Genomic DNA, 17,579 nt, shown 5'->3' with positions numbered 1-17,579 from the left:
TGTAAATCGCGAATCAGCGCAGAGCAGCACAGCCGCAATCCGCGGTATTGACGCCGGCTTACGACTTTCGCCGCATTCTCGACGTATTCGCCTCCGCAATGAGAAAAGCGGGCAGCGGCGACCGCGCCGGGCTGTCCCACCCTGCCCCACGCCGCTATCATGCCCGCATACAAGGCCGGGAGACGCCTGCACGATGGTTTCGTCATTCTGGGGGGCGTTGGGCGGCGGCGGCCTGGGCCTGGCACTCGGCGGCCCGCTCGGCGCGCTGGTCGGTGCACTCGCTGGTCACATGCTCGTCGACCGCGAGGGCGCGCCGTTCGGCCCCGCCCCTCGCGAGCTGATCTTCACCACCGGGCTCGTCGCGCTCTCCGCCAAGATGGCGCGATCGGACGGTGTCGTCACGCGCGACGAGGTCGCGGCGTTCGAGCGCATCGTCACCGTGCCGCCTGACCAGCACAAACGCATCGAGATGCTGTTCGACCTCGCCAAGCAGACGAGCGCAGGCTTCGAGGCTTACGCCACGCAGATCGCCGAGAGCTTCCGCGACGAGCCGGCTCTGCTCGAAGACGTGCTCGACGGGCTCTTCCTGATCGCCGCCGCCGATGGCGCGATCCATGAGGCGGAGCATGCCTATCTGCGCGACGTCGCGGCGATCTTCAGCATCGGCGATGCCGATTTCGCTCGAATCGAGTCCCGCCACACCCGCCGCGCCGACGATCCCTATCTGGTCACCGGCGCGACCCGCGAGATGAGCGACGCGGATCTCAAACGGCATTACCGCCAGCTCGTGGCGCAGACCCACCCCGACCGCGAGATCGCGCGCGGCCTGCCGCAGGAGGCGGTGGCGATCGCCACACGCCGCCTCGCCGCCATCAATGCCGCCTGGGACCGGATCGAGCGCGAGCGTGGGCTGCGCACCCGCCTGGCCGGCCAACCCGCATGAATCTGACGACGGCGCCCGACAGCCGCTTCGCGGCGAAGGTCTTCCCCTCCCCCAATCATGGCGAACGGAAAGGCGGAGCCGGAGAATCCGACCGCCGGCCTGACATGCTGATCCTGCACTACACCGGCATGCCGGATGCCGGCGAAGCACTGCAATGGCTGTGCAACCCGGTCTCTCAGGTCTCCTCGCATTATTTCGTCTTCGAGAACGGCCACACTCTGCAGCTCGTGCCGGAAAGCCGCCGCGCCTGGCATGCCGGCGCCTCGCACTGGGCCGGCGAGAGCGACATCAATTCCTGCTCGATCGGCATCGAGATCGCCAATCCCGGCCATCCCGGCGGCCTGCCCGATTTCCCGGAGGAGCAGATCGCGGCGACGCTGAACCTCTGCCGCGACATCTGCGAGCGCTGGTCGATCCCGCCCAAACGCGTCCTCGCCCATTCGGACGTGGCGCCCGGCCGCAAGATCGACCCCGGCGAGAAATTCCCCTGGCGTCGCCTCAGCGAGGGCGGCGTCGGGCTCTGGAGCGAGCCGGCCCCGATTCGCGGCGGCCGCTTCTTCGCCCGCGGCGACGGCGGCCAGCCGGTCGAGGCGCTGCAGGCGATGTTCGCGATGCTGGGCTACGGCGTGACCGTCGACGGCATCTATGACGAGCGCCTGGAGGCGGTGGTCGCCGCCTTCCAGCGCCACTGGCGTCCGGACAAGGTCGATGGCGTTGCCGACGCCTCGACGATCACGACCCTGCGCGACCTGCTGGCGGAGACGCAAACGGCCAGGATCGCCTGACCGAAGGTCGCCTGACGCAGGGTTATCCGCAACATTGCAGGAAGTTAACTCGCTGCCGAGACCATTTTCTGGCATGCTGCGAAGGCTGGACGCAGGCTGGCTCGCCTGCGCGACGATGGGGACGGCCTTTGCGTAAGTGGTTGATCGGATCTGGACTGGCGGCCCTCGTCGTGGCGGCCGGCTATTGGACATTGCGCCCGGCCGGCGGCCCGGCCAATGACGCAGCCTACCGCACCGCCTCGATCGATCGCGGCCAGATCACCGCCGCCGTTCGCGCCACCGGCACGCTGACCCCGATGACGACGGTCCTCGTCGGCTCGCAGCTCTCGGGCCAGATCGTCGAGATCCTGGCCGACTACAATTCGCAGGTGAAGGCAGGCCAGATCGTTGCGCGGCTGAACAGCGACCAGATCAAGACCCGGCGCGACGCCGCCCAGGCCGATGTCTTGCAGGCCAAGGCCGATCTCGTCGTCAAGCGCGCCCAGCTCGACCGCGCCCGCTCGACCAGGGTCAAGGCCAATTCGACGGTCAAGGATCTCGAGGCCCAGCGCGACCGCACGGCAGCCCAGCTCGCCGACGCCAAGCGTACCTTCGAGCGGCAGAACGAACTCTTCAACCGCAACACCGGCGCGCAACAGGCCCTCGACACGGCCCGCACGCAGGTCGAGATCCAGGTGGCAACGCTTGCTTCCAGCGAGGCCCAGATCGCCTCGGCGAAGGCCGAGCTCAACGGGCTCGACGCCGACATCCTCCTCGCCGAAGGGCAGGTGCAGTCCGGCGAAGCGCTGATCGGCAGCCGCGAGGCCAAGCTCAAGGACATCCTGATCGACCTCGAACGCACCGACATCCGCTCGCCGGTAGACGGCGTCGTGGTCCAGCGCCAGGTCGATCTCGGCCAGACGGTGGCCGCCTCGCTCTCGACGCCGACCCTGTTCCAGATCGCGCAGGATCTGCGCGTCATCGACATCTACGCCAATATCGACGAGGCCGATGTCGGCCGGCTGAAGCCCGGCCAGCCCACGAGCTTCACCGTCAACGCCTATCCGAACCGGACCTTCGAAGGCCGTGTCGAGATGGTGCGCCTCGGCGCGCAGACGATCCAGAACGTTGTCACCTATACCGGCGTCATCCGGGTCGAGAATGCCGACATGGCGCTGCTGCCGGGCATGACCGCCAATCTCCAGGTCGTGACCGAGGACCGCCGCGATGTGCTGCGCGTCGCCAATGCGGCGCTGCGCTTCCGCCCCGCCGGCGCGGCCGCAACCAGCGCTCCCGCGGCGCTTCCGCGCGCCACGCCTGGCCCGGGACAAGGCCAAGCGCAAGGCCAGGGCCAAGGCGGCCGCGGCGGCGCTCAGGGGGCGGCGTTCCGTGAGCGCATCGAAACCGAGCTGCAACCGACGCCCGAACAGAAGCAGGCAATTGCCGCCGTCATGCAGGAAGGCCGTGCCGGCTTCCGCGAAGCCATGGCCGGCCTGTCCGACGAGGAACGCCGTGCCGCCTTCCGCAAGGCACGCACCGAGATGGTCACCAAGGTCGCCGCCGTCCTCGATCCCGAGCGCAAGGCGAAGTTCGAGGCGATGATGCAGGAGGGCCGCTCCGCCTCGCCGCAAGGCACGCCGGGCCGCGTCTATGTCCTTGGCGGCGACGGCCAGCCCAAGGCCGTGCCGGTGATGCTCGGACCGACGGACGGCGCCTATACCGAACTCGTCTCCGGCGACCTCAAGGACGGCCAGGCGGTGATCATCGGCGGCGGCCCCCGCGCCGCCGCGCCCGCGCCCGCACCGGCAGGCGGCCCGCCGGTCCGCGGCCCGCGGCTGTTTTGATGGCGATGGACAACGGTAATTCCAGCAGCGCCGTCATCCCGGACAAGCGGCGCAGCCGCGTCGCTCCGGGATCCATCGTAAAGCTCCGGAGCCCTCCGATGGATTCCGGCGCTCCGCTTCGCTTCGGCCGGGATGACGGCGCGGAGAACGGCATGCATCCGATTAGGTTGAAGCTGTGCAAGGCGGCTGCGTCATGCCTCTGATCGAAGCCCGCGAGCTTTCGCGCATCTACGACCTCGACTCCGGTCGCGTTACGGCGCTCGACCATGTCTCGCTCGAGATCGAGACCGGCGAACTCGTCGCCGTGATGGGCCCTTCCGGCTCGGGCAAGTCGACATTCATGAACCTGATCGGCTGCCTCGACCGGCCCACCGGCGGGCACTACCGGCTCGACGGCGTGGCGGTCGAGACGCTGGGCAGCGACGGCCTCGCGGAGCTGCGCAACCGCAAGCTCGGCTTCGTCTTCCAGCAGTTCAACCTGCTGCCGCGCGTCGATGCCTGCGCCAATGTCGAGCTGCCGATGGTCTATGCCGGCGCCGATCGCAAGACCCGGCGCGAGCGGGCGCTCGCCGCGCTCGGCCGCGTCGGGCTCGCCGAGCGCGCCCATCACCGCCCGATGCAACTCTCCGGCGGCCAGCAGCAGCGCGTCGCCATCGCCCGCGCGCTCGTCAACGAACCACGCCTGCTGCTCGCGGACGAACCGACCGGCGCGCTCGACAGCCGCACGGCGCTCGAAATCCTCGCACTCTTCCAGGACCTCAACCGCGAGGGCGTCACGGTCGTGCTCGTCACCCATGACGCCGAGGTCGCGCGCCATGCCCGCCGCGTCATCCGCTTCCGGGACGGCAAGCTTTTGAGCGACCAGCGCCAGCAACCGGCCGATGCGCGTACGGCCCTCGCCGCCATCGATGCCCACGCGCCCCAGCCGGAGGTCGCCGCGTGAGCATCCTCGAGGCGATCCGCTCCGCCCTCTCGGCCATCGGTGCGAATGCGCTGCGCTCGGCCCTGACAATGCTCGGCATCATCATCGGCGTCGCCGCCGTCATCGCCATGGTTGCGATCGGCTCGGGCGCGCGTGAGCGTGTGACCTCGCAGATCAAGTCGCTGGGAGCCAACCTCGCCATCATCCAGTCCGGCAACGTCACGCAGGGCGGTGCCCGGCTCGGAGCCGGCGCCTCCTCGACGCTGACCGACGAGGACGCGGCCGCGATCGCCAGGGAGATCGACGACGTCGTGGCCGCCGCCCCGGTTATCGTCACCCGTGCCCAGGCCATCTATGCCGGCACCAACTGGTCGACGCAGATCACCGCGACCGATCTCGACTTCTTCACCGCGCGCGAGTGGGATGTCGCCGAGGGGCGCCTGTTTGAGCCCGAAGAGCTGCGCCGGGGCGAGATCGTCGCCATCATCGGCCAGACCGTGGCCAAGAACCTGTTCGGCGAGCAGAACCCGCTCGAACAGCAGTTCCGTATCCGCAACGTGCCCTTCAAGGTCATCGGCGTGATGGCCGGCAAAGGCCAGTCGGCGCTGGGCCAGGACCAGGACGACGTCATCTTCGTGCCGCTCGACACCGGCCGCCGCCGCATCGTCGGCCGCAACTATGCTCGCGACCGCTCGGTCCAGACGATCATGGTCAAGTTCGCCAACGAGGACGCGATCGCGCCCGGCATCGAGCAGACCGGCGCCCTCCTGCGCCAGCGCCACCGCCTGATGGCGGACCAGGATGACGACTTCATCGTCCGCAACCTGACCGAGATCGCCAACACAGCGACCCAGGCCGCAACCACTTTGTCCTGGCTGCTGGCGGCCGTCGCAGGGGTCTCGCTGCTGGTCGGCGGCATCGGCATCATGAACATCATGCTGGTTTCCGTGACCGAGCGCACTCGCGAGATCGGCCTCCGGCTGGCGGTGGGCGCCAGGCAGCGCGACGTCCTGGCGCAGTTCCTGATCGAGGCGACGACGCTGGCCACCATCGGCGGTGCGGTCGGGATCGCCCTCGGCATCGGCTCCGCGCTCACGATTGCACGAATAGCCGGTTGGCCCTCGGTCGTTTCGATCGAGACGATTCTGATCGCCGTCGGCGTTTCCGGGATGATCGGCATCTTTTTCGGCTTCTATCCCGCCAGGCAGGCGGCCAGGCTCGACCCGATCGAGGCGCTGCGACGGGAGTGAATGAGCACTTGCGGTGCCTCCTGCTGGAACGGCTTGACAAGAATCGCTTAACCAATGACGCCTAGCTTTTAGGCACATGCCTAGACCCGCCCCTCCGGGGAACCTGTCTTGAAGCACGCAAGCCCTCCCGCGCTCGCCGCCGGCAGCCTCTACGAGCAGGCGATGCTCGGACCGGGCGGCGCCTGGTCGTGCGATCTTGCCACAGAGGTGCTGACCTGGACTGACGGGGTCTACGATCTGTTCGGAATGGCGCGCGGTTCGAAACTCCGCCGTTCCGACACCCTCGACGTCTACCAGAGCCAGAGCCGCAGCGAGATGGAGCAGCGCCGCGCCGCCGCCATCCGCTCGGGCACGGGGTTTTCCCTCGACTGCCAGTTGCGGACCGCCGGACAGAGCCGCTGGATGCGCCTGCGCGTCGGCGTGAACTACGACCAAGGACGCCCGGTCCGCATCTTCGGCTCGAAGCAGGACATCACCGCCGAGAAGAGGATGTGGGACGGCCTTGTCACGCTCGTCGGCAACGACCCGCTGACCGGCCTTGCGAACCGCCGCGCCTTCGAGGAAGCCGCCCGCGAACTCAGCCGCCATGCCGAGGGCTCCCATGGCTTCGCCCTGGCGTTGATCAGCATCGATGATTTCGCGTCGCTCCGCGAGCAGCTTGACCACGCCGGCGCGAATGAATGCCTGCGCTGCCTGGGCGCGCGATTGGCTCGGCTTTTCCCCGACGCCGTCCAGGTCTCGCGCATCGGCGGCAGCGAATTCGCGCTGCTGCTGCGGGTGCCCGGCGGGCATGCCGGCCTGGCCGCGACACTGGAAGGAGCCCAGCGATTGCTGGCCCGGCCGGTGCCTCGCGACACTCTGGCCATAGAGATCGGCGTCACGATCGGTGCGGCCGTCCTGAAGCCCTCGCACCGGCACGATCCGAGAAAGCTGTTCGCCGAGGCCGACGCGGCGCTCTATGTCGCAAAGGCGGCAGGCAGCAACTGCGTTCGCATCTTCGACGGCATGGTCGCCAGGCCCCTCGCGCCCGCATCCTGTCCGTACGCAGAGGGCAAGGCCGCGATCCTCCCCGGATCGCGGCCCGCCTAGAAGCGCTTCGCGCCGCGCTACCGCTCAGCCCTTCACGCTCTTCACCACATCGGCGACGTTCCGACCGAAGGCTTCGGCCGTCTGGAGGTCTCCGGCGATCATCTCGTCGACGCCGGCATCCGACGGCGAGGTCACGAGCAGGCCGAGATAGCCGCCGAGATGGTTGAGGTCGTCGCGGCCATGGGCCTTGGCGTTGGAGGGATGCATGCCCGTGCCGGTCCACAGCATCTTGTGCTGGGCAGCCAGCGTCGCGAGATAGGCGATGGTCGAGCCCTTGTCGCCGTTGAGCGTCGCCGAATTGGTGAAGCCGGCCGCGACCTTGCCCTTCCAGTCCATCGTGTACCAGGGCTTGCTGGAGGCGTCGGCGAACTTTTTGAACTGCCAGGACACCATGCCCATATAGGTCGGCGAGCCGAAGATGATGCCGTCAGCGGCCTTTAGCGTCTCCCAGCCGGCTTCCGGAACATTGCCCTCCGCATCGATCGCAACGAGATCGACGCTGGCGCCGGCCGCAGCCGCGCCCGTCTGCACGGTCTCGGCGACCTTCCTGGTGTGGCCGTAGCCGGAGTGGAACACGATGGCGATCTTGGTCATGGTCGAGCCTCTGTCGGAATGAACCCGTTGGGTGCCGCCAAGATGTTGCAGCGCAGCGGCGGCTTCAATGCCCGCGCGGTTGCAACGACGCAGGACCGCCATGGCGCTGCCGCAAGGTCCCGCCCACCCCCACTATCGTCACCTCCATGTCGTGTGGCTGCCCTAGTCAGCCGTGATCGCGCGGCCTGCCTCGGGGCACAGGCGGGCGGCAGGTGTACTTCAGGGCAGAGACAGTTCAGGGGACGTCATGCAGATCGACATCTTCACCCAGGTCGTCGTGCCCGTGATCGGCGGTCTCGGCATCTTCATGCTCGGGCTCGAATTCATGAGCAACGGCATCCAGTCGCTCGCGGTCAACAAGATGCGGGCCCTGCTGGCCCGCATCGCCGGCACCCCGTCGAAGGGCGTGCTCGCGGGCACCTTCATCACCGGCGTCATCCAGTCCTCGACAGCGATGACCGTCATGGTCGTCGGCCTCGTCAATGCCGGCGTCATCGGCTTGCGGCCCGCCATCAGCGTCATCATGGGCGCCAACATCGGCACGACGCTCGGCAACGGCCTGATCGCGCTCCCGCTCGGCCCCTTGGGCCTGCTGCTGGCGGGCATCTTTGCGCTCGTCCACATTTTCGCCAGGACCGACAAGATGAAGAACATCGCGCTGGCTTGCATGGGCTTCGCGCTGATCTTCTACGGGCTGAACCTTATGACGGGCGGCCTGCGCCCGTTGCGCAACATGCCCGAGGTCATGAGCGTGATCTCCGCGCTCCGGGCCGACACCTATTTGAACCTGATCTATTGCGTGCTGATCGCCGCCGGCATCACCGCGATGATCCACTCGTCCTCGGCGACGATTGGCATCGTCATGGGGCTCGGCGCCGCCGGCATCCTCGACTGGAAGACCGCTGTCGCCTTCTCGCTGGGCGCCGATCTCGGCACCACCATCACCTCCTGGATGGCCTCGCTCAACCTGTCGAAGAACGCCAAGCGCGCCGCCTATGCCCACATATCCTTCAACCTGATCGGCGTCGCGATCACGATCCCGCTCTTCTTTGTATCGATGGATGTGTTGACCTGGGCGATGCAGTGGTTCGGCGGCGATCCGGGCATGCCTGTCGTCAAGGACGGCAAGGAGACTTTCCCGCTCGTGCCGGTCGCGGTCGGCCTCTACTCGACCTTCTTCAACATCTTCAACACCGCCCTGCTCTTCCCCTTCGTCGGCGTGTTCGAGCGCGTGCTGTCGAAGGTCGGGGCCTCCTCGATCGATGACATCGAGGACTATAGCCAGCCACGTTATCTGGTGAAGGCCGGGAACGACGCGCAGGCGATCGAGGCGATCCAGCGCGAGACCGGCCGCTATCTTGAAGCAGCCAAGCTGTTCATGGACATCGCCCGCGGCAACCCGAATGCCCCCGACAAGATCGAGGAGCACTATGCCGCGATCGACATCCTGAACCGCGACATCCGCGCCTACACCTCCGGCATGTTCACTCCCGATATGTCGTATGCCCGCGCCGATCTCGTCGCCAGCCTGATCGAGGAAGAGGATCAAACGGCGAGCCTCGGCGAGACGCTCTACCAGGTCGCCAGGCGGGTCGAGCGCCAGCCCTTCGGCGAGATCGGCCGGGGCCTCGTCAACGAAGTCATCGACCAGGTGACCGACGCCCTGCGCGCCATCGTCCCAATCAACCAGGTCAACCCGCTGGTGACGGCCGACGCGCAGCCGCGCATCGACGCACTGCTCAGCTTGCGCGAACGCTGCCTGCGCCTCGGCGCGGAACTGCCCTGGGTCGAGCGCGGCGCCATCCTGGCGCTGCTCGGCAGCGCCGAACGCGCCTATGTCATGATCGAGCGCATCGACGCCGAACGTCGTTCAGTCTCGCGCGAGGTTCAAGCGGAGACGCGGGCCGAGGTCGGTGCGCCCCGCGATCTGGGCGGCATGATGCCGGCGGTTGCTCCGGCCTGAGCGCTTGTCCCGGAGCGTCTCTCGAGGGCCGCCGCAAGGCGGCCCTTTCGTTTTCAGTCGAGCGACCGGACGAAGACGATCTGCCCGCCGAGGTCGTAGCCCATGTCGCGCCAGCCATGCCGACGGTAGAAGCGCTCGGCGCGCGTCCCTCCCCCGGTATTGAGATGCGCCTGGGAGTGTCCGGCGGCCTTCAGCCTGACCAGCGTCTCGTCTAGGAGCGCACGGCCATGGCCGCGCCCCTCATGGGCGGGATCGACGAAGAGCGCCCAGACGAGCCCGCTCAGGTGATTGGCGCAAGCGAAGCCGACGATCTCCCCGTTCTCTTCCGCCACCAGGAAGATCGCCTGTTCGCGATACCAGGCGACTTCTTCATCGCTCACCTTGGACGGATCGGAGAGCACATTCTCCTTCACACCCATCCGGATCGCGTGGATGCGGGGCTGGTCGGCCGCCGTCGCCTTGCGGATGGAGGAAGAGGCAGCCGCCATCTCAGCGTTTGCGGACGAATTCGGTGCGCAGGACGAGGCCCCTGATCGCCTCGTGGCGGCAATCGATCTCGTCCGGATCGTCCGTCAGGCGGATCGACTTGATCACCGTACCTTGCTTCAGGGTCTGGCCGGCACCCTTGACCTTCAGATCCTTGATCAGGACCACCGAGTCGCCGTCGGCGAGGATATTTCCGGCCGCATCGCGCACCTCGGCGCGCACAGGCGCTGTAGCGGCCGCCATCTCGGAAGCCGGACGCCACTCGCCCGTTGTCTCGTCATAGACGTAGTCGTCGTCGCCAGCCATGTCCGCACCGTAAACTATAACGCCGGACCGCCCGGCCCTGCACGGCTATACGAGCCAGGCCGCCAATTCAACAGGACCCAGCTGTATAAATAGCCGAACCGATCGCAAGCCAGCGGCGGGAGGAAGAGCCCTACTCCGCCGCTTCCAGCCGATAGGCCGAGGGCTCGTAGTTCAGGATCGGCGCGAGCCAGCGCTCGACCTCGTGGATCGGCATGCCCTTGCGCACCGCGTAGTCCTCGACCTGATCACGTTCGACCTTGGCGACGCCGAAGTAATAGGCGTCCGGATGCGAAAGATAGAGGCCCGAGACCGACGAACCCGGCCACATCGCAAAGCTCTCCGTCAGCTTCACGCCGACGCGGCGCTCCGCCTGCAGCAGTTCGAACAGCGTCGCCTTCTCGGTATGGTCGGGCTGGGCCGGATAGCCCGGCGCGGGCCGAATGCCCTGATATTCCTCGCGGATCAGCTCCTCGTTCGAGAAGGCCTCGTCAGGCGCGTAACCCCAGTATTCCTTGCGCACGAGCTGGTGCATGCGCTCGGCGAAGGCTTCGGCGAAGCGATCGGCCAGCGCCTTGACCATGATCGAGCGGTAGTCGTCATTGTCGCGCGCGAACTTCTCCGAGATCCGCTCTTCCTCGGCGCCGGCCGTCACCACGAAGGCGCCGACATAGTCAGGCCGCTCGATGCCCTCCGGCGCGAAGAAGTCGGAGATGCACATGTTCGGCTTGCCGTCGCGCTTCGAGAGTTGCTGGCGCAGGCCGTGGAAGGTCGCGAGCGTCTCCTGCCGGCTTTCGCCGGTGTAGAGGCGGATGTCGTCGCCGACCGCATTCGCCGGCCAGAAGCCGATCACCGCCTTCGGATTGAACCAGCGCTCCTCGACGATGCGCTTCAGCATCGCCTGCGCGTCGTCCCAGAGCGCGCGCGCCGCCTCGCCCTGCTTCTCGTCCTCGAGGATCGCAGGGTATCGCCCCTTCAGCTCCCAGGTCTGGAAGAACGGCGTCCAGTCGATCACCGGCACGAGATCGGCGAGATCATAGGTCCGGAAGGTCCGCGTGCCCAGGAAGCTCGGCTTCGGCGGCTGGTATCCGCTCCAGTCGGGTTTGAAGGCGTTGGCGCGGGCCTTGGCCAGGGGCAGGCGCTGCTTGTCGGCCTCGGAACGGCGATGCGCCGCCGAGACCTTGGCGTATTCCGCACGAATGCCTTCGATATAGGCCGGCTTCTGGTCCTGCGAGAGCAGGCTGGAGACGACGCCGACGGCGCGCGATGCGTCCGTGACGTAGATCGTCTGTCCCTTCTCGTAGGAGGGATGGATCTTGACCGCCGTATGCACGCGGCTGGTCGTCGCCCCGCCGATCAGGAGCGGAATGTCGAAGCCTTCGCGCTCCATCTCGGAGGCGACGGTGACCATTTCGTCGAGCGAGGGCGTGATCAGCCCCGACAACCCGATGATGTCGACCTTCTCCTTGCGGGCGGTGTCGAGGATCTTCTGCGTCGGCACCATCACGCCGAGGTCGATAACCTCGTAATTGTTGCACTGGAGCACGACGCCGACGATGTTCTTGCCGATGTCGTGGACATCGCCCTTCACCGTCGCCATCAGCACCTTGCCGGCGGCCGAGCGCTCGCCGCCGCCGTTCAGGCGCTTCTCCTCCTCCATGAACGGCATGAGATAGGCCACCGCCTGCTTCATGACGCGGGCCGACTTCACCACCTGCGGCAGGAACATCTTGCCCGCGCCGAACAGGTCGCCGACCACGTTCATGCCGGCCATCAGCGGCCCCTCGATGACGTGCAGCGGCTTCTCGGCCTTCTGCCGGGCCTCCTCGGTGTCCGCATCGATGAAGGCGGTGATGCCGTTGACCAGCGCGTGCTCGAGCCGCTTCTCGACCGGCAACTCGCGCCAGGCCATATCCTTGCCGGAAACCGCGGCGGAACCATCGCCCTTGAAGCGCGGCGCCGCGTCGAGCAGGCGCTCGGTCGAGTCCTTGCGGCGGTTGAGGACCACGTCCTCGCAGAGCTCCCGCAGTTCCGGATCGAGATCGTCATAGGAGCCGAGCTGGCCCGCATTGACGATGCCCATATCCATGCCGACCTTGATAGCGTGGTACAGGAAGACCGAGTGCATGGCCTCGCGGACCTTCTCGTTGCCGCGGAACGAGAAGGACAGGTTCGAGACGCCGCCCGAGATGTGGGCGTGCGGCAGCGTCTCGCGAATCGTCTTGGTCGCCTCGATGAAGTCGTTGCCGTAGTTGTCATGCTCCTCGATGCCGGTCGCCACCGCGAAGACGTTCGGGTCGAAGATGATGTCCTCGGGCGGGAAGCCGATCTCCTCGGTCAGCAGCTTGTAGGCGCGGGTGCAGATCTCGATCTTGCGCTCATAGGTGTCGGCCTGGCCCTTCTCGTCGAAGGCCATGACGACGACGGCAGCGCCATAGTCGCGGCAGATGCGGGCATGTTCGAGGAAGGCAGCCTCGCCCTCCTTCATCGAGATCGAATTGACGATCGGCTTGCCTTGGATCGTCTTCAGCCCCGCCTCGATGACATGGAACTTCGAGGAATCGACCATGATCGGCACGCGGCTGATGTCCGGCTCCGATGCGACGAGATTGCAGAACTCGGTCATCGCCTTCTCGGAATCGAGCAGGCCCTCATCCATGTTGATATCGATGACCTGCGCGCCGTTGGCGACCTGGTCGCGCGCCACGTCGAGCGCTGCGGCATAGTCGCCATTGGTGATGAGCTTGCGGAACTTGGCCGAGCCGGTGACGTTGGTGCGCTCACCGATATTGACGAACGGGATCGTCTCGTCGAGCGTGAAGGGCTCGAGCCCCGACAGCCGCAGATAGGGCTTGATATTGGGCACGGAGCGCGGCGCCTTGCCCGCAACCGCCTGAGCGATCGCAGCGATATGGCCGGGCGTCGTGCCGCAGCAGCCGCCGACAACATTGACGAGCCCGGCATCGGCGAACTCGGCCAGCATCGCCGCCGTCGCCTCTGGGCTCTCGTCATACATGCCAAATTCGTTGGGCAGACCGGCATTGGGATAGGCGCAGATCAGCGTGTCGGCGACCCGCGACAGATCCTTGATATGGGCACGCATCTCGCGCGCGCCGAGCGCGCAGTTGAGCCCGATCGTCAGCGGCGCCGCATGGCGGACCGCGTTCCAGAAGGCTTCCGTGGTCTGGCCCGAGAGCGTGCGCCCCGACAGGTCGGTGATCGTACCGGAGATCATCACCGGCAGACGGATGCCCTTCTCGCGATAGACTTCCTCGATCGCGACGATCGCCGCCTTGGCGTTGAGCGTGTCGAAGATCGTCTCGACCAGGATGATCTCGGAGCCGCCGTCGATCAGCCCCCTCACCTGCTCGGCATAGGACTCCCGCACCTGGTCGAAGGTCACCGCCCGGAAGCCGGGATTGTTGACGTCGGGTGAGATCGAAAGCGTGCGGTTGGTCGGGCCGATCGCACCCGCGACATAGCGGCGCCGGCCATCGGCCTTCTGCGCGATCGCGGCCGCCTCGCGCGCCAGCTTCGCCGAAACGACGTTCAGCTCATAAGCCAGCGCCTCCATGCCGTAATCGGCCTGGGCGATCTGGGTCGAGGAGAAGGTGTTGGTTTCGACGATGTCCGCGCCGGCCGTGAAATAAGCCAGGTGGATATCGCGGATCGCCTCGGGCTGGGTCAGGACCAGAAGGTCGTTGTTGCCCTTGAGGTCGTGGTTCCAACCCTTGAAGCGCTCGCCGCGGAAATCGGCCTCGGAAAACTTCTGGTTCTGGATCTGCGTCCCCATCGCGCCGTCGAGCACAAGGATGCGCTCGGAAGCGGACTGGCGTAGCGCACGCTGGATCTCGGCGCCGTCGACGGGGGTGGGGGTAAAGTCGGTCATTGTCGCGCTTTCATCGAACCCGGATCAGTCCGAAAATTCCCTCAGCCCTCATCCTGAGGAGCCGCGAAGCGGCGTCTCGAAGGACGAGGGCTTCTCAATTCACGCCGCTGCAGCCTGTTCAGCCGCCTTCTCGGGCTTGACCCCGACAAGATGGCAGATCGCATAGACCAGGTCGGCTTTATTCATCGTGTAGAAATGCAGGTCGCCGACGCCGCGATCGATCAGGTCGAGCGCCTGCTCGGCGCAGACGGCGGCCGCCACCAGCCGGCGCGTCGCCGCGTCCTCCTCCAGCCCCTCGAAGCGGTCGGCGAGCCATTGCGGCACGCTCGCCCCGGTCTTGCGGGCGAAGTTGGCGGTCTGCTTGAAGTTCTGGACCGGCACGATGCCGGGCAGGATCGGGATGTCGATCCCGGCCGCCCTCACCTTGTCGAGATAGCGGAAATAGACGTCGTTATCGAAGAAGAACTGGGTGATCGCCCGCGTCGCTCCGGCATCGACCTTCTTCTTCAGCGCGTCGATATCGGCATCGAGCGAGGCGGCTTCCGGATGCTTCTCGGGATAGGCCGAGACCGTCACCTCGAAATCGCCTATGCGCTTGAGGCCGGCGACGAGGTCCGAGGTCTGGTGATAGCCCTGCGGATGCGGCTCGTAGACCGTGCCCAGCCCACCGGCCGGGTCGCCGCGCAGCGCCACGACATGGCGCACACCGGCATCCCAATAGGCACGGATGACCTCGTCGACCTCGTCGCGCGAAGCCGATACGCAGGTCAAATGGGCGGCCGGCTTCAGCCCGGTTTCCTCGACCATGCGCTTGACGGTCGAATGGGTGCGCTCGCGCGTGGAACCGCCGGCGCCATAGGTCACCGAGACGAAGGAGGGTCCGAGCGGCTCGAGCCGGCGCACGCTCTCCCAGAGCGCGACCTCCATCTCCTCCGTCTTGGGCGGGAAGAATTCGAAGGACACCTTCGGGCGGCGGGAGCCGTGCCGGCTCGGGCGAAACGCATTCATCAGGCTACCTCTAGATTGTTCTGTCGCAGCACCGGATCCGACTGGACGCGCCGGTCGCTTCCGCGCCAGAGCATCACCGGCAACTGGCCGCTGCCGCCGCCGGCCAGGGTGATTTCCTCGGACAAGTCGCAGCTCAGCCCGCTTTCCGCGAACCAGCCGGCGATCTGCGCCTGCGAGAAGCCGAGCCGGCGATGGGCGTGCTCGGTACGCAGGAATTCCATCTCATGCGGCGCGAAATCGACGACGATCAGCCGCCCGCCCGGAGCCAGCATCGCGGCGGCCTCGCGCACGGCGCGGCCGGGATCGTCGAGGAAGTGCAGCACCTGATGGATAATGACGAGATCGAAAGCCCCGCGCGGGAAAGGCAGCGCATAGATGTCGCCCTGGCGCAGTTCGACCCGCGACAGCCCGGCCTTCTCGAGATTGGCGCGCGCCACGGCCAGCATGGCGTGGTTGGCGTCGACGCCCACCGCCCGGCCGAATTTCGGCGCGATGCGCTGCAGCATCCGGCCCGTGCCGGTGCCGAGATCGAGCATGCTGCCCGCAGTGCCCTCGCCGACGGCGGCCTCGACCGCCGCCTCGACCGCATCGTCGGGCACATGCAGCCGGCGCAGGCGGTCCCAGTCGCGAGCGACGCTGGCGAAATAGTTCTGGGCCACTTCGGCCCGCGTGCCGCGCACCGCCGCAAGCCGCTCGCGATCGGCCGCCAGCACCGGGTCGGATCGGTCGAGCCAGGCCGCCAGCGACGCGGCGAAGGCCCCGCCCGCCCCGGTCTCGTCGAGCCGGAAGAAGGCCCAGGCCCCCTCGCGCGAGCGCCGCACCAGCCCGGCCTCGGCCAGGAGCTTGAGATGGCGCGAGATCCGCGGCTGCGACTGGCCGAGGATGTCGGTCAAATCCGACACCGACAATTCGCCCTCCGACAGCAGCGCCAGAATGCGCAGCCGCGTCTCCTCGCCCGCGGCACGCAGGCCGGCGAGGAGGACATCCGAGGAGAGCGTGGTCGGCTGACGCAAGCGCGCGGCTCCGGCGAGAAGAAGAAAAAGATATAAAGATATCTTTATATCAGACGACACGTCGATGCAAGTTCAAACTCGACCAGCGCCATCCCGTTGCGCACCTGCCGCCATCGCACGTCCCAACGCGCTGAACAGGCGCGCGTCGCCTGACTGGGCGACATTGAAGCGCATGAAGCGCCCCGCCGTCTGCGACAGGCTATAGACATTGCCGGGCGCCAGGACGATGTCCTCGGCGAGCAACTGCCGGGCGATGGTCGAGGAATCCAGCCCCTCGGGCAGAGCACACCACAGGAACATGCCGCCGCGCGGTTCGATCCAGGGTTGGATCCCCATCGCCCGCAGCCGCCGCGACGTCTCGCCCATGGCCCGCGCAAGACGGGCTCGCAAGCCATCCATATGCTTGCGATAGCTGCCGTCCTTCAGAATGGTCAGCACCACCTCGGCCGCAAGTCGGCCGGTGCCGAAGGAAGCCGCGATCTTCAGGTCGATCAGCCCTTCGATCCAGCTCGAATTCGCCGCGATGTAGCCGCAGCGCACCGAGGCCGAGAGCGCCTTTGAGAAGCTGCCGATCTGCACGACCCGGTCGAGCCCGTCGAAGGCGGCCAGCCGCGGCGCCGGCTCCGGCTCGAAATCGGCGAAGATATCGTCCTCGACGATCATCAGCCCGAACTGGTCGGCGAGTTTCAGAACCCGATGCGCCACAACCGGCGACAGCGTCGCCCCCGTCGGATTGTGGAGCGCCGAATTGGTGATGTAGAGCCGCGGACGCTGCTCCGTCAGAACCTGCTCGAACGCGGCGGTATCGGGGCCATGCTGCGTATAGGGCACGCCGACGATGCGGACGCGGTGGGCCCGCAGCAGGGCGTGGAAGTTGAAGTAGCAGGGATCATCGACGAGAACCGTGTCTCCGGGCTCGACCAGGAAGCGGCAGACAAGGTCCAGCGCCTGTGTCCCGGATTCCGTCAGCATGATCCGGTCTGGCCCCGCCTCAATGCCGTGCAGCGCCAGCCGCCGGGTCAGAAGCTGCCGAAGCGGCAACGACCCCAGCGGCGTGCCGTAATCCGCCAGCGTCTCGGCGGGAGCGCGCGACACCGCCCGCAGCCCCCGGCGCAAGGCATCCTGCGGCAGCCAGTCGGCCGGCAGCCAGCCGCAGCCGGGCTTAAGCACGTTATCGCCGGCATCGAGCGTTTGCCGCGAGACCCAGAACGGATCGACCGCCCGCTCCAGCCGGGGCCCAAGATCGGCCACCGAGAACGGCGGCGCATGCCCCGCCACATAGAAGCCGGAGCCCCGGCGCGCCTGGATCAGCCCTTCGGCGGCGAGACGGTCATAGGCCTCGACCACGGTCGATTTCGACACCGCCATCGCCTCGGAGAAAGCCCGGATCGACGGCAGCCTCGCGCCGGGAGCCAATATGCGCCCGGCGATCCGCGCCCTGACCGCCTGCATGACCTGACCCACGCGCGTGCCGCCATCCTCCTCCAAAACCGCGCCCGGGATCATCTGTA

14 protein-coding genes are annotated in these 17,579 nt (G+C 67.1%); 7 read left to right on the top strand and 7 right to left on the bottom strand.

The features are described from left to right. Window positions 1–193: 193 nt before the first annotated feature. The 6 genes from AC1RMY_RS06425 to AC1RMY_RS06400 all read left to right on the top strand — a co-directional run bounded on the left by AC1RMY_RS06425 (window position 194) and on the right by AC1RMY_RS06400 (window position 6,812). Entirely contained in the window at window positions 194–943 is a 750-nt protein-coding gene (locus AC1RMY_RS06425; RefSeq protein ID WP_492863123.1) for a TerB family tellurite resistance protein, read from the top strand. Next, window positions 940–1,728 (top strand): N-acetylmuramoyl-L-alanine amidase, encoded by a 789-nt coding sequence (locus AC1RMY_RS06420; RefSeq protein ID WP_492863122.1) that lies wholly within the window; start codon window positions 940–942, stop codon window positions 1,726–1,728. The genes AC1RMY_RS06425 and AC1RMY_RS06420 overlap by 4 nt, the downstream gene beginning before the upstream one ends. A gap of 140 nt (window positions 1,729–1,868) precedes the next feature. Next, complete coding sequence (locus AC1RMY_RS06415; RefSeq protein WP_492863121.1) at window positions 1,869–3,551, top strand: hypothetical protein; 1,683 nt, start codon at window positions 1,869–1,871, stop codon at window positions 3,549–3,551. Window positions 3,552–3,744: 193 nt separating this feature from the next. Beyond that, a complete protein-coding gene (locus tag AC1RMY_RS06410) occupies window positions 3,745–4,494 on the top strand; it encodes an ABC transporter ATP-binding protein (RefSeq protein WP_492863120.1) in 750 nt (249 codons plus the stop codon). Further along, the gene (locus tag AC1RMY_RS06405) at window positions 4,491–5,723 is read left to right on the top strand and encodes an ABC transporter permease (protein WP_492863119.1); all 1,233 of its coding nucleotides are present in this window, start codon (window positions 4,491–4,493) and stop codon (window positions 5,721–5,723) included. The genes AC1RMY_RS06410 and AC1RMY_RS06405 overlap by 4 nt, the downstream gene beginning before the upstream one ends. A gap of 315 nt (window positions 5,724–6,038) precedes the next feature. Further along, window positions 6,039–6,812: a GGDEF domain-containing protein gene (locus tag AC1RMY_RS06400; RefSeq protein WP_492863118.1), complete on the top strand. Its 774-nt coding sequence runs from the start codon at window positions 6,039–6,041 to the stop codon at window positions 6,810–6,812. A 24-nt stretch (window positions 6,813–6,836) separates the two neighbouring features. Here AC1RMY_RS06400 and AC1RMY_RS06395 read toward each other — a convergent pair whose 3' ends face one another. Beyond that, window positions 6,837–7,406 carry a flavodoxin family protein gene (locus tag AC1RMY_RS06395; protein ID WP_492863117.1) on the bottom strand — a complete coding sequence of 190 codons (570 nt, stop codon included), beginning with the start codon at window positions 7,404–7,406 and terminating at the stop codon, window positions 6,837–6,839. A gap of 247 nt (window positions 7,407–7,653) precedes the next feature. Here AC1RMY_RS06395 and AC1RMY_RS06390 point away from each other — a divergent pair, with 247 nt between their 5' ends. Continuing rightward, complete coding sequence (locus AC1RMY_RS06390; protein WP_492863116.1) at window positions 7,654–9,369, top strand: Na/Pi cotransporter family protein; 1,716 nt, start codon at window positions 7,654–7,656, stop codon at window positions 9,367–9,369. A gap of 53 nt (window positions 9,370–9,422) precedes the next feature. Here AC1RMY_RS06390 and AC1RMY_RS06385 read toward each other — a convergent pair whose 3' ends face one another. The 6 genes from AC1RMY_RS06385 to AC1RMY_RS06360 form a co-directional block, all read right to left on the bottom strand. Then, complete coding sequence (locus AC1RMY_RS06385; protein ID WP_492863115.1) at window positions 9,423–9,857, bottom strand: GNAT family N-acetyltransferase; 435 nt, start codon at window positions 9,855–9,857, stop codon at window positions 9,423–9,425. A gap of 1 nt (window position 9,858) precedes the next feature. Further along, the gene (locus AC1RMY_RS06380) at window positions 9,859–10,161 is read right to left on the bottom strand and encodes an alkylphosphonate utilization protein (RefSeq protein ID WP_492863114.1); all 303 of its coding nucleotides are present in this window, start codon (window positions 10,159–10,161) and stop codon (window positions 9,859–9,861) included. A gap of 130 nt (window positions 10,162–10,291) precedes the next feature. Then, window positions 10,292–14,047: a methionine synthase gene (metH, locus tag AC1RMY_RS06375; protein WP_492863113.1), complete on the bottom strand. Its 3,756-nt coding sequence runs from the start codon at window positions 14,045–14,047 to the stop codon at window positions 10,292–10,294. 99 nt (window positions 14,048–14,146) lie between these two features. After that, window positions 14,147–15,055 carry a methylenetetrahydrofolate reductase [NAD(P)H] gene (gene metF, locus AC1RMY_RS06370; protein WP_492863112.1) on the bottom strand — a complete coding sequence of 303 codons (909 nt, stop codon included), beginning with the start codon at window positions 15,053–15,055 and terminating at the stop codon, window positions 14,147–14,149. Continuing rightward, window positions 15,055–16,068 (bottom strand): ArsR/SmtB family transcription factor, encoded by a 1,014-nt coding sequence (locus AC1RMY_RS06365; RefSeq protein ID WP_492863111.1) that lies wholly within the window; start codon window positions 16,066–16,068, stop codon window positions 15,055–15,057. Before AC1RMY_RS06365 ends, metF begins: the two co-directional genes overlap by 1 nt. Before the next feature lie 72 nt (window positions 16,069–16,140). Next, window positions 16,141–17,574 carry an aminotransferase-like domain-containing protein gene (locus tag AC1RMY_RS06360; RefSeq protein WP_492863110.1) on the bottom strand — a complete coding sequence of 478 codons (1,434 nt, stop codon included), beginning with the start codon at window positions 17,572–17,574 and terminating at the stop codon, window positions 16,141–16,143. Window positions 17,575–17,579: the final 5 nt, after the last annotated feature.

Source organism: Allobosea sp. GW822-FHT03F07, from assembly GCF_058801345.1.
Note: the sequence above shows the minus strand (reverse complement) of the source record. Positions and strands in the feature narration are given on the sequence as shown.

Excerpts from the sequence above, each read along its gene's own strand:
- AC1RMY_RS06425 (WP_492863123.1), top strand. The coding sequence starts at position 194 with ATGGTTTCGTCATTCTGGGGGGCGTTGGGCGGCGGCGGCCTGGGCCTG.
- AC1RMY_RS06420 (WP_492863122.1), top strand. The coding sequence starts at position 940 with ATGAATCTGACGACGGCGCCCGACAGCCGCTTCGCGGCGAAGGTCTTC.
- AC1RMY_RS06410 (WP_492863120.1), top strand. The coding sequence starts at position 3,745 with ATGCCTCTGATCGAAGCCCGCGAGCTTTCGCGCATCTACGACCTCGAC.
- AC1RMY_RS06400 (WP_492863118.1), top strand. The coding sequence starts at position 6,039 with ATGGAGCAGCGCCGCGCCGCCGCCATCCGCTCGGGCACGGGGTTTTCC.
- AC1RMY_RS06395 (WP_492863117.1), bottom strand. The coding sequence starts at position 7,406 with ATGACCAAGATCGCCATCGTGTTCCACTCCGGCTACGGCCACACCAGG.
- AC1RMY_RS06390 (WP_492863116.1), top strand. The coding sequence starts at position 7,654 with ATGCAGATCGACATCTTCACCCAGGTCGTCGTGCCCGTGATCGGCGGT.
- AC1RMY_RS06385 (WP_492863115.1), bottom strand. The coding sequence starts at position 9,857 with ATGGCGGCTGCCTCTTCCTCCATCCGCAAGGCGACGGCGGCCGACCAG.
- AC1RMY_RS06380 (WP_492863114.1), bottom strand. The coding sequence starts at position 10,161 with ATGGCTGGCGACGACGACTACGTCTATGACGAGACAACGGGCGAGTGG.
- metH (WP_492863113.1), bottom strand. The coding sequence starts at position 14,047 with ATGACCGACTTTACCCCCACCCCCGTCGACGGCGCCGAGATCCAGCGT.
- metF (WP_492863112.1), bottom strand. The coding sequence starts at position 15,055 with ATGAATGCGTTTCGCCCGAGCCGGCACGGCTCCCGCCGCCCGAAGGTG.
- AC1RMY_RS06360 (WP_492863110.1), bottom strand. The coding sequence starts at position 17,574 with ATGATCCCGGGCGCGGTTTTGGAGGAGGATGGCGGCACGCGCGTGGGT.